The organism is Pseudarthrobacter arbutini, assembly GCF_054510915.1.
In genome coordinates this window covers 136,853-151,449 of the sequence record NZ_JBTNDQ010000015.1, presented here as the reverse complement: position 1 = coordinate 151,449, position 14,597 = coordinate 136,853, and the positions used below count along the sequence as shown (strand labels likewise).

Genomic DNA, 14,597 nt, shown 5'->3' with positions numbered 1-14,597 from the left:
CCTGCCGCCTGACTCCCAATTCCAAAGACAAACCGGTGGTTCCCGCTCGCCACACGGGCACCCCCACGCGCGCCGACCGAACGGACGTCACCTCATTTTCGGACTAGACCCTCGTCCCGGGTGATCTTGACCAAACCTTTGGCGAACGCAGGGTGATTCCTGATTCTTGTGCAGCAGGATCAAGACGACCGGGGGGACTATCGGTTCCTGGGGCCGAGCGTCCAAAGCTGCGTTCGGCCGACAACGGAGTTGGACTCGGACGGTGGATAGTCCGCGATCCCCCACCATGTGGGTGGTCGCAGATTGAGAGTAAGGGTGAATGGCCATGACCAATGATGATCGTCCGTCGGGAAGCTCCGATGAAGGCGGATCAGACCCGGCGATGCCGTCCATGGAGACGCTGGTCATCCGCACTTGGCACGAACCATACCAAGCGCCAGGTTTTCGCGCCAGGGTTACGTACAGCCAAGCCCCAAGCGGTGAACCGAGCACTGTCTCGACCGCTGATCCTAACGAGGTCCTAAGCGTCGTGCGCCAGTGGCTCCTTGCCCGATCTGTCCCGCCCCGTGACGTCTAATGTTCTCTATTTGGTTGTCACAACCGCTCGGCGACGAGGCCGCCTAATAGCTTTCGAAGGTGCAAGCCCCATGTCCTCCTTCAGTTTCGCTTGATACCTTTCGAAGGTCCGAGCGATGCGCTCGCCTGCGACCCTCGTCGGGCTTAGGTCTCCGAGTAGCGCCTCAGGTCCGGTGGCGCCCACGCCATGGACACGAATCTCAGTAAGGCCGGCGACGTCGACGGGGTCGGAAACCACCCGCCTGATTTCTTGGGAGTGATCACTACTCCTCCTACACGTCGCCATTTAGAAGTACAGCTTCACCAGCCCCGTACATTTCGACTACATCTTGCTTCTTAGTTCAGCGACACCCTGAGCGTGGATGCGCAGACCCGGTTCGTCCGGCATGGGTCGGTCTTCCTCGACAGCGTCAGGCAGTTCAAGTTCGAGCCGTCGTTGAAAGCCATTAAGGAAGCTGCGGCAAAGAAGAAGGCCACCGCGACAGACAAGACGATTTCTGGAGTGGCGGCAGACATCGCCTACAGTTTCACCTACCCCGAATCCTGGTCAGTGTCCGGTTCCAATGGAAATCTGACTGTGAGTAATGCTGCGGGAAAGCAAATGGCGACCCTCGACGTGCTTCAAGTGTGGGGCGCTGAGGCCCCTCCCCTGACAGCCCCTGTAGAAGCTGAGGTGAATTACGGGAACTTCACGATTTAGCAGCCCGGAGCACCATGCGCTTCCTGCACGACCCATGTCAGCAGCATCATTGTGGATTCGAGGAAGGCTACTGTAACGCCGGGCATCACTCCACCTCCTGCTGGTCTCGGTTGGCCTCAGCCGGTCCTCGTACACACTGGCCTATCAGCTGCACGAGTCCCGGCGACCAAAGTAGATCTGGTCGGCCTAGTCGGTATCGCCATCGTCAAATCCGGCATGAAAGGCGGCAACGGCGACTCGACGAGAGTCCTAATATTCGGCGGCCGCACGTACTTCCCGACAGTCGACGAGGCGAAATCCTGGATGGGATCTGCAGAGCACAGGGACGTGGAGAAGATGATCGCCTCGATCCGAGTTCCCTAACCCCCGGTCCCGCGCCCCAGGCCTCGACGTTGCCTTCGGCCGCAGGCTTGTTCTCGTCGGCTGCGCCGAGCGGGACCCAGTCACCCTGCTCCATCAACCACTGGTGCAGGTCCTCGATGACACTGAGATGGTACCGGAGCGTCGTGGATCCGACCTGGCACACCAGCGCGGGCGGCTGCGAGTCCTCTTCCCGGTACATGGTGTATTCCGAGGTGCCCGGGGCTGTGGCCAGCTTCCAGGGGTCTTCGTTGGTCCCTTGCGACATGGTCAGCACTTCTTGGCGCCTGTACTACTCCGTGTTCGGCTCAGCCTCCCGACCAAATGCACTGCCATCGGGCTTTCCGGCGCGTCCCTGCTTCCTTGGGGTTGTTGGATTTGGTCGGTGAACACAGGACTCCTCCGTGCCGCCACGACCGCGGTGCTCATCCTTATCATGCCGCGCCACTCCCCCATCTCCATGAACCCCCAGAAGCAACATCGCTGTTTGTCATTCTGATCCCCATCATCGCTGGGCGAGTCCTCCACGCAACCAGGGCGCTACGCGCCGCTCACGATCCAAAGTTTCGTTCGGCGCTCCTCCGTCGCTTATCTCCTCGCCAAACTTTGGATCGCTCCCGGTTCCCCAAGTTGCCCTCCGGACCCTCAAACCCAGCGGTGACTCCGCTATCAGAACGACGCACAAATCTGACAGACACCCCTGCCGGCCTCCACAAAAGAAGGCCGCACAGCGGACGCCGTCGATGACTGCGTGAAGACAATTCACAGGAACGCCGGCGAGGCCATGAACAGGCCAGGACACTGTAGGAAGGCATGCCGCAACGCGAGCAGATCCTTGCCATGTCATGAATGCCCACAGGGAAAGCGAGTACAAAGTAGAGAAGACTTCTGCAGCCGGAACCGGTCATGCCGCCCGCTCCGTGCGCGACAATGAAGAAGTAACGGATACCCGAGCCATCGAGCTTTTACTGGAAGGAGCACGCCGGCCACAGCAACGGCCACCAACAAAAAAGGCCCTCGAAGGGGCTCCTACAACACACACTTTGTGCACACTCAGAAGCTCACAAGCCCCTGAACAGGGAAAGCACGTGCCCGAGGTGGGACTCGAACCGCATTCCAGCCCTTGCAAACACTGGGAACTCTCGAAAACATAAGCAATCCGAGCCAGTCCAGCACCAGTACCACCGAGTCCGAAGCCAAAAGTGTGGACAGTAATGTCCACACCCCGAATTCGCCCTTCTGAGCTCGCCGAACGCAGGGTAGCTCATGTCGTAGCCCTCTCCAAGAAGTAAGCGCACCGCGCCGAAATGGACTACAGGCACACGGCTGTGGAGATTTCAACACGTCCAGCGTAACGGCGGTGTTATTGCGCAAGGGCGGTGCAACTGCGCAAGCCGGGGCCATACCTGAAATTTCAAGCCGAGAATGTCCGATAACGCGTCAGTAACGTTACTGCGGCTCTACTGGTTTCGGAGCAGTTGCACGGTCAGAAACTATTCACGGAGAAATGGGATCGGCCGCCCTCTGGACGACCTAGCGGTGAGGAGTCGTTCGATGACATGGTTTCGTTGGGAAAGCTTGGGCGGCGTCTTGACGACGGGCCGCAGCGTATCGTCGTGGGCCCCGGGCCGGCTGGACACTTTCGTCCGCGGGACGGACTCGGCCCTGTGGCACAAGTGGTTCCAGAACGGCTGTTCCGGTTGGGAGAGCCTGGGCGGCGTGCTGACCAGTTCTCCCGGTGCGGTCTCGTGGAGCAACGGGCGGATCGCTGTTTTCGTTCGCGGCACCGACTCGGCACTGTGGCATAAGTGGTTGCAGAACGGCTGTTCCGGTTGGGAGAGCCTGGGCGGCGTCCTCACATCCGCACCGTCGCTTTCCAGCTGGGCAGCCGGTCGGCGATGCACAGGGCACGGGACTGATGCCCGGTGAAAGTCCCTGACAGGCGCCGGACCGCGACCTTAATCAACACCACTTTGGAAGGATGAGTAATGCCTGCAGAAATTCGCCGGCCGCATTGCGATGCCAAACCGCAAACCCTGGGTCAACGGCACGGTTCTGCACTGGTTCCTGGAAGGCCCTGAGCCGCGGCCGAATGCAGTGCGGAAGGCATTCCGGGAATGGAAGTGCGGGGTCTCGGTCTCGAATTCCCGCACTTCCGCGAAACTCTTTCAGGGCCGTAGCTATGTGGCAAGGGTGCGGCTTTATTGGTCCGGTGAATCGGTACAAACAGCCATCATGTACTGGTAGTAGCGACCGCAGTTTGCGGCCCGCCAGCAGAAGGCGGCAAAGAAACCAACAAAACGCCGGGTCGCCCGTGGCCACTCTCATCATCCGGTCTGGTACCAGGCCGCATACGTCCGCTGCCTCCGTCCAAGGCCCAGGTCAGTCATGCTCAATGAAGGCAATCTTGACCAAACCTTATGCATAAGCAAGCAGATTCCTGATTCTGGTGCTGCACCATCAAGGCAGCCGGCGACCGCAAGCAGGCTGGGAATAAGGTGAAACGCATGACAAACGATGATGGTCCGTCAGGAATCTCCGATCACGACGGGACAGACTCCGCGATGCTGTCCATGGGCACGCTGGTCATCCGCACCTGGTACGAGCCGGACCAGGTGCCAGGTTTTCGCGCCAGGGTAACTTACGGGCAGACTCCGGGCAATGAACCGAACACCGTCTCGACTGCCGATCCGGACGAGGTCCTAAACGTTGTGCGTGAGTGGCTCTTTAGCCAATCTCTCTCCCCTGGCGAGGCCTAGGCGTCCCTCGTTCGTGTGCGGCGTGGGTGCCTCAAATGTCGGCAGCGAGCCGCCGAATGACCTCCGACGGCGCGAGGCCCATGTCCTCATTCAGCTTCGCTTGATACTTCTCGAAAACTCGAAGCGCGGAAGCGCGGTTACCCTGCTTGCTCTCGGCCTGAATGAGAAGGCCAACCGCACTTTCGTAGAGGGGCTCCACTTCCAAGGCTGCCTCCGCTGCATCCAAGGCAGACTCAAAGTCACAGCGTGCCAGCGACTCGCGAGCAATGATGGTGAAAGCCTGGAGCCGTTCCTGCCGCAGCCGGCTCTGTTCGAACAAAACCCAATCCTCATACCAGCCCGGGAGCAATTCCGCGTCGCGTAACAGGTGCAGGCATGAGGCCACGTTTCCGTTGAGCCCGCCGAGGCTTACCTCCCGGATTTGGGCCCGGACCCGGTGGAGGTCCACCTCGACGAATTCGCTGAGAGAAAGCACCGTGCCGCCGTTTATCAACAGGCCAGGTACCTGCCGAGAGACGAGATGCACACTGACGCGCAGGCTTTCGAGCGCCCTCGCCTCGGAGTTCTCAGGCCACAACAGACCGACGAGATAGCTTCGGGGACGGGGACCGGTGATCGCCAGCGCCGTGATGAGCCGTTGTTGCCGCGCTGCAACGTGCACGATGCCAGTGTCACGACGGAGTTGCCACGTTTGAAGAAGGCTCAATTGAAAATGTCCATAGCCGTCATTGCCCATGGGTGCCCCCCCCAATTCAGTCTGGGTCTGAAGAGCTGGATCAGATCTAGCAACGACGATCCGCAGTTTGGTGCGGGATGTCAATGGCCATTCCCAATCTGATGATCTCCCGGGGTAACAAAGCATGTTCTGTTGCTTCCTCGGGGTCCCATGAGCAATCGGTGTTGGCGCTTCGCCTGAGCAGGCGGTCCGGGACTCACAGGGCACGACACGTGAAAACTGGAGTCCTGGCGGTCCTCATCAGCGAGCGACCTTTCGACTTCATCACGGGTATCGCCCGGATAGCGACAGGGCTGGTTTCCATCTTGTAACGGCGGCATCCTCAAGAGGATCAGTCGGAAGGGTAATATGACCAACGACTTTTGTGGTCAGGCTCTCGGCTGGCAATCCTCTCCAACGCCCCTTCGACTGCCACGATCTGCCCCGCCGATGACGGAGAGTCGCTCCTCGCGACTCAGTTCAAAGATGCGGCGGAGCCTGCGTGCCTGCTTCACCGTGCAGGCCGTTCAGAAGAGATTGAGCAATCCAGAGCCATAGCAAGTGATGTTATCCGAATCGATTCAGCCTGAAGCGGCCTCATCAAGCGCCGAAAAGCACTATCTGGCTTGCGCCTTGCCCCGGGCATACGACACCGCAGCTTCAACGTCGTGCCATTCGGTCTGCCCCAGGTAATACCGGCCGTCCGACGATGCAGGAGAATCGCGGCCGTTCTGGAATGACACAACCAAGGATGTGTATCCCAGCCGGTCCGCAACAGCCCTGCAGCCTGACATGGCAAAGTCGGGCGGATCGACCAAGACCAGAACTGCCCGGAAGAAAAGTCCGCACCCCACACACCTGCACTCTGTCGACGGATCCGACTGAGCTGCCGTGGAGATCTCGGACAGTGGGCCCTCTTAAAATGAGGGTCTACCGAAAGTAGAGATCAGCATGACCGCATCACGCAGACGATTCACCCAGGAGTTTAAGGACGAGCTGTGCCGCGAGGTGATCAACACGTCCAGGCCGATCAAGGACGTTGCCACCGCGTACGGTGTCGGCCCCGAGACGCTCCGCAACTGGCTCATCAAGTACCGTGAGGCCAACGGCGGCACGGAGACGGATCTGACGGTGACGGAACGGGCTCGGTTGAAGGAGCTTGAGCGTGAAGTTCAAGAGCTGCGGGCGGAGACTGCCTTCTTGAAAAAAGCCAGCGCTTACTTCGCGCGGGAGCAGCGGTAGTGAGCAAGTATGAATTCATCGATTCCCAAAAAGCCGAGCCCGCCAATCTGAATTCGGTGGTGAAGATGTGCCTGTGGTTGGCCGTCTCGACGTCCGGTTTTTATCACTGGGCCACGCGTCCGCAATCGGCCACGGCGGCCCGCCGTCAGGCTCTGACGGCGCGGATCCAGCACTTCTTCGAGGAGGCCGAGGGCACCTATGGGTACCGGCGCATCCACGCTGATCTCGCAGCGGAAAAGACCGAGTGCTCTCCGGAGTTGGTGCGGCAGATCATGCGTTGCCAGGGCCTGGTGGCCTGCCAGCCACGCCCGTTCCGCATCACCACCGAGGCTGATGCTGAGGCAGCTGCGGCCATGCCCGACCTCGTCAAACGGGACTTCACCGCCGACCGCCCCGGGTGAAGTTCGTCGGCGACATTACCTATATCCACACCTGGCAAGGCTTTGTTTATCTTGCCACCGTCATCGACTGTTACTCGAAGAAAGTCGTTGGTTGGTCGATCGCCGATCACATGCGCACCGAGCTCGTCGCCGATGCGCTGAGGAACGCCGCCGCCACGACCCTGATCGAGCCTCTCGCGATATGGCATAGCGATCGGGGAAGCGTCTACACCTCGACCGAGTTCAGGGCCTTGGTGACCGGCCTGGGCATGCGATCGTCGATGGGGCGCACGGGGGTGTGCTGGAACAACAGTATGGCCGAATCGTTCTTCTCTGCCCTGAAAAACGAGCGCGTCTATCGGACCGTTTACGCGACTAAATCACAAGCCCGGAGCGACGTCATCCGCTACATCGAGGGGTTTTACAACAGCCGGCGCCGTCACTCCGCACTTGGTTACCGCCGGCCCAACGATGTCCACTATGGTTATCAACAGCCAGCCTTGGCAGCGTAGAAGAATTCACCAATTCCGCTGTCCGAAATCCCCGCAGCAGCTCAGTAGAAGATCCCGTACGGGAGATGTCGCCTCCTGATTAGATGCGTTGGACCAACGACAATGTGCGGCTTGATCTCTCCCCGTCGCGGACGATAGCGATCCATTATCGGTATTTTGAAGGGCGAATAAGACGACGGTTTGGCAGTCATGAAAATGAAAGGGCTTTCTTTCATTTAGGTAATCCCTGGTCCAAATAATTAGTCCGAATTTCGTCTAAGACAGGCATTCTCGGCTTAAAACGCCGCCTGAGCCCCGGTCAGCACCCACTGGATCAAGGCTTAGGAATCTGCACCTCAGAGAATGGAGCAAAGACTGTTTGTTCCCGATATTCGTCTGTTGAGTGTCAATACTTAGACGCCGAACTCGTTGTCGGCGGTGTGCAGCAGTCCTCCAAAGGGGGTGCCGTTGGGGGGTGCCCAGCACGTTTCCGCCTGCTCGAGGATGCCAATCTCCCAGGGATTGGTCACGAGGATCTCCGTCTGCCGGTCCCATCGAAGTCCACCGCGGGGACGATGAGGTTGTCGGCCGTGTTGAGCAGCCTCCTCCAAAGAGGGCCCCACTGGCTGCGGTCACATTGACACAGTCACACCGGGTTGATGAACGTATTGCCCTTTTGCTGCAGGATGCCGATCCCCCAAGGACTGTTCACCAAAACCTCTCCACGGCCATCCCCATCAAAGTCCGCTGCTCGGACACTGACCCGTTTCACGGCCATGAGAAATTGTCTGGCATCAGGGCGGTGACCCATGTGTCGAGTGACCGCCGAAGTCACCCCAGCAACATCAGACCATGCCTAGGAGTCCTGATCCCAGCAGGGCCACGTGCCCCTTCTTCAGCCAAGTCCGGGAATCAATTCCCCAACAACCACAATGAGCTGCTGGGCTCCGATTCGCGCTTGGCCTGCGAGCCACAGCCTCACGCATTCTTGTGGAAGATAACGCGCCCATCCCAGCGAACTCCCGGGACACCACCCGGGGCCGCCAATTCCTTCAATCAATAGTCAGCAAACCTGGGTTTCTCACATCGCGACCAAGATCAGAGAAATAGACCTGATTATGATGATTAGATGCATCAAAAAAAATAGAATAGACAGTGCAGCAAACACCCTGAACACGGGGGCTATATTACTCCTGGGTTCACAGGGTTCGGCAAGTCTATTGCCTATCCGCACGAGCGGGCGGAGTCCTACTGTGTCCTGTGATGGTTGAGGCAACAGGTCGCTCCATCCGCGGTCCCTAGCAATATCATCTGCCTTTTGCCAATTTTGGTTTGAGTATCCTGCGTACAGAAGCACAGTGTATGCCGCGATGCCAGAGATGATGATGCCGAGTGCAGAAAACATAACTGCTTGCTGGGGCTGTTTAAAGGTAATCCATTCGTCGTCTTTCAGTAGGGATACAATGACGCCGAGTACCGCGGCCGAGACTCCCAAGATGTATGAGGCGATGGTGACCATACGGTTTTTATCTTCGCCGCCGAATGCTGCATAATGTTTCCATAGTTCGAGGTAGTCGCTGGCGCTTCGTTGGTCGCCGTCCTCGTGTGCGAAGTGATTCACATCTTTGTGCTTTCTGGTGAGTCCTCGAGAGCTCTTGATAGTAAAGCTTATTGGAGATTGTTTGGATAGGCGACGGCACCGAAGAGTATTTCCATCCACAATTCGCCCGTACATCCTGGATGCAACAGAAGTCCTTGACGCAGCGGACAGAAGCTCCCAGCGCAATCGAATCTCTTCGCTGGAACACCACGGAGCGTCCGAACCGTAACGCTGCATTAGCGTGTCACGAGCCAGGGTAATACCCCGCCGCATGCCGGTGTTCGCGCGAAGGCATTCTAGGACTTCCTGCCCGCCAACAATTGCTCTGGAAAGGGATTCCGGCGAGGGAATCGGGATATTCTTTGTCACCTTCAGGGCTTGTTCCCTGCGCCCTCGCGGATTCCAAGGAGGCCAAATTTTTTGTCTGACATTAATCATCCCGCTGGCAATCGCGAGGTTAACCAGTTTGTTGGCGCATTTGGCACCATTGCCACTTGAATAAGCATTCCCCATTTGGACGATGAGGTCGTGCAACGACTTCGGCGAGCTCTTTGCCTTCTTCTGAACCTCATTAAGGTCCCCCCATATTCTTTCGCCCCCATTCGTCCTGGGCTTGCCCATGTCCCTGCGGTCGGCTTCGCATACCGTGTCGTCTAGCGTGTAGATAATAGCGGGTTCTCTTCCTATTCCTCCTTGCCGGTTGATCTCAACTGCGACCGCAAATCCGATAATGCCGGAAATGGCGTCCTTAACGCGCGGCCCCGGCGCGGCCCCCTCCCCGTCGAACCACCCCACGAAAACACCGAGACCCGTCAGAAAAGCCCAGGTCCACAGCGCGAGTACAACACCATAAACGATCGAAAGTGCCCGATCGTGCTGAGCGGAAAAGAAGATTCCGAAGAGACGCTCTCCTTTGCCCCGCTCGCCAAACATTCCGCGAGGTGACCTACCCGCATATGAGGGCGTGAAGCCGAGAAGCCTTTCAAGATGCTTGATCCGGTGTATGACCCGGTCGTGTATCTGTGAGTTGCGAATCTCGTATACGACGATTGCCAGGGATGTGAACGCTCCCCCAAGGCCCACAAGGAACGTCGTTCCTTCGTCAAAGGCTTTCTGTTTATCCAAGGAGAGAATGCCTACCGCAATGGTTGTTACCGTTGGCACGAATGTAAGCAGCTTGAATCTGATATCCACCAGAATCTTGTAGAGTTCCAGCTCAGTCGCATGGTCTCTCAGCAGCGCCTCGCGGTCACCGTACACGGGAGGTTTCACGACCCAGGTCCTCTCTCAATCGTTCAGCTGCGATTTCTGACAACCCAAATCAGTCGTCTACCTGGATCCCCAGGTGGATTCGCAAGTCCCGGTTTAGCAGGTCGGCATCGGGCAGGAGCGCCGCCTTAACGGATCCGTCCACGGTTCTTGAGCAGCCGCAACATTAGGACCTGAGCTTCCACCTCAAGGCGGGTTAACTCCGTGAGTGCCGCGGGGTTGACCAGGTAAGTCCTCGCGAAAGATCCGGGCAAGGTCCGATAGGCGCGGTTCCCGCGCGCAATGTTTGCATCAAGCGGAATCTTGAGTAAATTGTCGCTGTTGGCAAACATGGCAACCTGCTGATCCCAATTGAGGCTGAGAAACTCTGGTTCGAGGAACATCTGGCTGCGCGGCCAGACATGTTCCACTGAATATTTGCCGCCGCTGCGAAGCGGTAGGAACAACGGGCTCGGGGCTCCGTCTCGGACCGCAGCCCAAGAAGGTCGCGTCGCTGCCTCCGCGGTGATCGCCGCGTAGTGTTCCGCCGTCAACTGAGTGAGGGAGCTTTTGATCCGCAGCCATTCGTCTGCATGAGAGGCCAGTTCATCCTGAAGTTCTTTGACTACGTCACGCCGCGCCCTTAGCACGGCTTCCTCTTCGATTCGCCCGGCCCTTCGCGCACTTTTTACTGCATCTTCAATGCGTCTAAGTTCCCTCTGGTAATCAGTCTTCAACCCGCTATCGAGGCGGATCTTCTGTATGAGAGCTTCTAGTTTGGCCTGCTGGGCTTCGCGGAAGTCCTGACGTTCCTTTATGCGTAGCTCTCGGATCGTGGGCTCGCGTGGACCTGTGCCGCGGGCAGAGTCGATCTGCCGCCCAAGCTCGACCTCGGTCGGCGGTTCGGTGTCCACGGTGGATCTTCCGAGGGACGCATGCTCGCGATTCGCCTCGGACGGTACCTGCCTCGGTTCGACGTCCGGAGGCCTTGCGGACCTGGCAGGCAGTGTTCCTCGTGGGTCCGCGGATGCCGGGGTTGGAGCCTGTGCCGCCGCCGCCTCCGTAGCGGTTCCTCTGCCAGTGACCGTGATCTCCTCGGCCGGTCCCCGTTCGACCGCACGGGCTTGCCTGCTCGCAGCGGCGCTACGGTCCAGTAGTTTGTCCCCAATCTGCCTTGCGGTCGTCGCAGTGGGGTCCTGTTTCGGTGGGTCCGTACGTACACGGATGGCCTCGGCCCGTCGCGTCAGAGTCTCCGTGACGCCCGAAGGCCTGATCCGGGTGAGTTTCCCGAATGACACGGCCGCCTGGAAGAAGGCGATGCCGCTGAGCAATGCCCCTGCACCCGCCAGAAGCGCGTCTGTGTAAGTTGTGGGCGTGGCGAGCCGTTGATCCTCTGGTCTGAAAGATAAGGCGACGGCGGCGAGGTCGTGCTCGCGCTCACGGAGGAAGGCCAACGCTGTTGCAGCTCCAGCGACGGCAAGGTCGGCCGTGGCAAAGACAAGTAGTCCTACCGGTCCCGTCAGCACGAGCCCGACGGCGAATAGCGCTACACCAGCCGCACCAACGAGTGGCTCGGCCCGGCTGGCCGCCAAGACCTGGCCAACGGCGACGGCGTACTCGGGAAAGCCGGGAAGATCGTGGAGGCCGAGGGAGGCTACGCCGCCGAGCACGAGTCCCGGGTAGCGCCAGACCGCATTGGCATTGTCCGGATCGGTCAGTTCTTTGCGGAGCCTAAGCACTGCGTCGTGAGCCGCACCGACGTGCCAGCTCGCGCAGCGGGTTCCGGCCTCAGGGCCTACGCTGTACTCGCTGAGGATATCTGTACCTCGGGGATGGACGAACATGGTGGACAGAGTTTCGTCCAGTTCCCTTCGTACCAGGGGTGCGAGCCTGTTGCGTATCAATTGCTGAAGATTGGCTTCTGGTCGCGGTGGTCCGTACCTGTAGATCATCTTGTCCAGCGAAGGATCGTAATAGAGGTGATCTGACTTTTGTCGCAGTCGGGGGTTCCCATAGGCGATACTAATTTCGAGGTCGCTGGGGCCGTAGCCTCCTGCCCGTGAGACATCGAATGCCCGACGGTGTAGGTCAGCGGCTGTCTGGGTCCGCTGGAGGTTCCAGAATAGAGTGCTGAGCTGTTCAAGTTCTGCGGTCAGGGTTCCGTTCGTCCACGTCCTGACTGCCGTCTCCAGTAGCGGCATGACGGCATCGTAGTCGGCCTTGTACAAGGCATATCGGTTGGTTTTCCCGGTCTGGGGCCGGAAACCGTCAGATCCGAGTACACTACCGAGCGCGGCGAGGACCGCGACGGGCAGCACTGCGTTGGCTGCGGCGGTGGGGATGACGTTTCGGTTTAAGGGCAGCCCGCCTCGTGCGGCGGTCAGCTCAAAAACGCGGCCGAGGCGCTCCGCTGCAGCCCGCTGCGCAAGAGTGGCCACGAGCGGCTTGGCCGGCCCCGCTGCGGGTTTTCGAAGCGGTAGGTTCTGCAGTCCGGCGAACTGCTGGCCGAGACCCGAGATCATTCGGTTCCGACCACTACGGGTGCCTCGCCAGTGACCACGATCTTCTTGTCGATGTCAGGGTCCTCGTCCTTGCCAGCGAAGAGGCGGCGGGCCAGCCGCAGGTTCTCCAGCTCCTGGTGCCTCACATCGGCCTGGACCTTCTTCACGTCGAGGGCGCGGTGGATCAGTTTGAAGTCCTCCAGCAGCGGGTGCGTGCCTACCAGCGCCTCCACGTACAGCGAGGTCGTCGGCACAATGACGAGGTCGGATCCGGCCCGAGGGGAGGCCAGTTTCTCGACGAGGCCCGTCCGGATCCTTTCGCGGAGCTCTTCGAACCGCTCGGGGCTGCGCTCGTACAGGCCAGCGGCCAGTTCGGCGAGTTCCTCTACCATGAGCTCGGCAAACTCGTCCGGGTCGCGCTGCAGCAAGTCGTCGCCGACCTCGAGGTAGTCCTGCATCATCCGCAGGGTCAAGTAATTGTTGTCCTTCAGCGGAAAGATCGTGTAATTACCTTTGTACCCGAGCACTTCGTCGAGGTCGGCGATGTCGACCAGTTTGCGCTTCACGATCGTTGTCTCCGGGAGTGGCAGTTCTACCGAACCGATTTTGCGGCTGAGCAGGTCGTCAGCGAGGCTTCCGGCGTCCTTCTTCACATCGATTGTCACGCCCTCGGAGGCGAACTCGACCATCGGCACGTCGATGTTGTACAACCGGAAGAATCGCTGGTCGGGCGGTTCATGACTCCAGACTGCCTGCATGTAGTACAGGATGTTTTCCTTCACGTGAACCCGGAGCCGGTCGATCGCGGCGACATTGTCGTAATGCTCGCGAACGGCCGACGAGAGTTTGTCGATAGCCACCTGTAAAGCGCTCACAGCGAGGGTGAACTGGTCGAGCAGCCGGGCCTTCTCGCGGTCGGCCCGGTCGCGCGCCTCTTTCGCGTAATCGACTATGAGCTGGGCGGAATCGACCGCCCCGGTGTCGGAAGTACCGGCTATTTTGAGTGGGTCGAAGATCCCCTTCACGATGTCGATGAACCCTTGCTGCTGTTCAGAGGAACCCAGCTGTTGGACGGCGGAAAGCACGTCTCGCTCGCTGGCGCTGATAACGCGTATTTGAGCACGCACCTGCTCGCCGAGCGCTTCGACCACCTTCTTTTGGGCCTCAGCGTTGGACTCGAGGATCGCGATGTTGAGGGCTGCACCCACGAAGCTCTTCGTGAGGTAGTCGAGCGCGGGTCGGAACGAGTCGTCGAGGATCGCGCGCCGGAGGACCCAGTCGTGCGTCACCAGCCACGAGTCGTCGATCGCGTCCGGCGCCGGGACGTCGTTCGCGACCAGCGCTACCGGGGTGAATCCGTGCAACCGTTCGCTGAGCCGGTAGGTCCGCTGCAGCTCGTAGAAGAGGTAGGTGACGGTGAGCTCGTCGTTCGGGTTCTGAATTTCCTGGAACGTGGTCTCCTCGAATTCCGAACTCGTCGTCGTGTCGATTTCGGTGCGGTGCTGCTGCCGGTATTCCTGGGCGCTTTTGCGGACGTTCTCGTGGAACGTCCGTTTGGTGTTCTGAGACTCTTTTTCCTGCGAGCCGGCGACGAGCTGGTTGGCTGTGACCTTCATGGTCTCGTCGTTGCCGAAGCTCTCGTTCGCGGTGAGTTGGAAGTTCGACTTCCTGTTTGCCTTTTCGATGATTTCGGACTCGGCGCGGCCGGTGTCGGTGGTTTCGTTCCGCTGGGTGCGGAGGTTTTCGTCGACCTCCTTCACCGCCCGGGTGCGCTTGTCGACGCGGCGCGTGGTGTAGCGCCTGACTTCCTTTGGAGCCAGGGGTATGGTCGACACGAGGTCGCCGACCTGGTAGCTCTGCGACTCCCAAGTCTGGCGGTAGGTGGTCAGGACGCCGAAGTTGACCGAGTCGGCGGCGAAGACGTCGAACGCGTAGGGTTGTTTGAGCATGCGGTCGAGGTCGCGCAGCAAGTTCTCGAGGCGGGAGGAGCCCGTTTCGTTTCCGGTTCCATCGGCGATTGCCATG

At 59.5% G+C, this 14,597-nt stretch carries 9 protein-coding genes and 1 pseudogene; 4 read left to right on the top strand and 6 right to left on the bottom strand.

What is annotated here, in order from left to right; translation table 11 throughout:
- Positions 1–934 precede the first annotated feature (934 nt).
- Positions 935–1,276 carry a hypothetical protein gene (locus tag ACX80V_RS17195; RefSeq protein WP_485844157.1) on the top strand — a complete coding sequence of 114 codons (342 nt, stop codon included), beginning with the start codon at positions 935–937 and terminating at the stop codon, positions 1,274–1,276.
- 205 nt (positions 1,277–1,481) lie between these two features.
- On the opposite strand, the gene ACX80V_RS17190 is transcribed toward ACX80V_RS17195, so the two are convergent.
- Positions 1,482–1,904 carry a DUF6855 family protein gene (locus tag ACX80V_RS17190; protein ID WP_485844156.1) on the bottom strand — a complete coding sequence of 141 codons (423 nt, stop codon included), beginning with the start codon at positions 1,902–1,904 and terminating at the stop codon, positions 1,482–1,484.
- Positions 1,905–3,061: 1,157 nt separating this feature from the next.
- Here ACX80V_RS17190 and ACX80V_RS17185 point away from each other — a divergent pair.
- The gene (locus tag ACX80V_RS17185; RefSeq protein WP_485844155.1) at positions 3,062–3,565 is read left to right on the top strand and encodes a DUF8189 domain-containing protein; all 504 of its coding nucleotides are present in this window, start codon (positions 3,062–3,064) and stop codon (positions 3,563–3,565) included.
- A gap of 578 nt (positions 3,566–4,143) precedes the next feature.
- Positions 4,144–4,395: a hypothetical protein gene (locus ACX80V_RS17180; RefSeq protein WP_485844154.1), complete on the top strand. Its 252-nt coding sequence runs from the start codon at positions 4,144–4,146 to the stop codon at positions 4,393–4,395.
- Positions 4,396–4,426: 31 nt separating this feature from the next.
- On the opposite strand, the gene ACX80V_RS17175 is transcribed toward ACX80V_RS17180, so the two are convergent.
- A complete protein-coding gene (locus ACX80V_RS17175; RefSeq protein ID WP_485844153.1) occupies positions 4,427–5,131 on the bottom strand; it encodes an AfsR/SARP family transcriptional regulator in 705 nt (234 codons plus the stop codon).
- A gap of 930 nt (positions 5,132–6,061) precedes the next feature.
- Between ACX80V_RS17175 and ACX80V_RS17170 the strand changes: the two are divergent.
- Positions 6,062–7,244 (top strand): annotated as a pseudogene (locus ACX80V_RS17170) (IS3 family transposase).
- Positions 7,245–7,869: 625 nt separating this feature from the next.
- Here the strand turns inward: ACX80V_RS17170 and ACX80V_RS17165 are convergent.
- The 4 genes from ACX80V_RS17165 to ACX80V_RS17150 form a co-directional block, all read right to left on the bottom strand.
- Positions 7,870–8,001: a hypothetical protein gene (locus ACX80V_RS17165; protein WP_485844152.1), complete on the bottom strand. Its 132-nt coding sequence runs from the start codon at positions 7,999–8,001 to the stop codon at positions 7,870–7,872.
- Positions 8,002–8,304: 303 nt separating this feature from the next.
- Complete coding sequence (locus ACX80V_RS17160; protein WP_485844151.1) at positions 8,305–10,095, bottom strand: hypothetical protein; 1,791 nt, start codon at positions 10,093–10,095, stop codon at positions 8,305–8,307.
- A 125-nt stretch (positions 10,096–10,220) separates the two neighbouring features.
- On the bottom strand, positions 10,221–12,593 hold the full coding sequence (locus ACX80V_RS17155) for a hypothetical protein (protein ID WP_485844150.1): 2,373 nt from the start codon (positions 12,591–12,593) through the stop codon (positions 10,221–10,223).
- Entirely contained in the window at positions 12,590–14,596 is a 2,007-nt protein-coding gene (locus ACX80V_RS17150; RefSeq protein WP_485844149.1) for a hypothetical protein, read from the bottom strand. Before ACX80V_RS17150 ends, ACX80V_RS17155 begins: the two co-directional genes overlap by 4 nt.
- Position 14,597: the final 1 nt, after the last annotated feature.

Coding starts and splice junctions, on each gene's coding strand:
- ACX80V_RS17190 (WP_485844156.1), bottom strand. CDS start 1,904: ATGTCGCAAGGGACCAACGAAGACCCCTGGAAGCTGGCCACAGCCCCG.
- ACX80V_RS17185 (WP_485844155.1), top strand. CDS start 3,062: ATGTCCGATAACGCGTCAGTAACGTTACTGCGGCTCTACTGGTTTCGG.
- ACX80V_RS17180 (WP_485844154.1), top strand. CDS start 4,144: ATGACAAACGATGATGGTCCGTCAGGAATCTCCGATCACGACGGGACA.
- ACX80V_RS17175 (WP_485844153.1), bottom strand. CDS start 5,131: ATGGGCAATGACGGCTATGGACATTTTCAATTGAGCCTTCTTCAAACG.
- ACX80V_RS17165 (WP_485844152.1), bottom strand. CDS start 8,001: ATGGCCGTGAAACGGGTCAGTGTCCGAGCAGCGGACTTTGATGGGGAT.
- ACX80V_RS17155 (WP_485844150.1), bottom strand. CDS start 12,593: ATGATCTCGGGTCTCGGCCAGCAGTTCGCCGGACTGCAGAACCTACCG.
- ACX80V_RS17150 (WP_485844149.1), bottom strand. CDS start 14,596: ATGGCAATCGCCGATGGAACCGGAAACGAAACGGGCTCCTCCCGCCTC.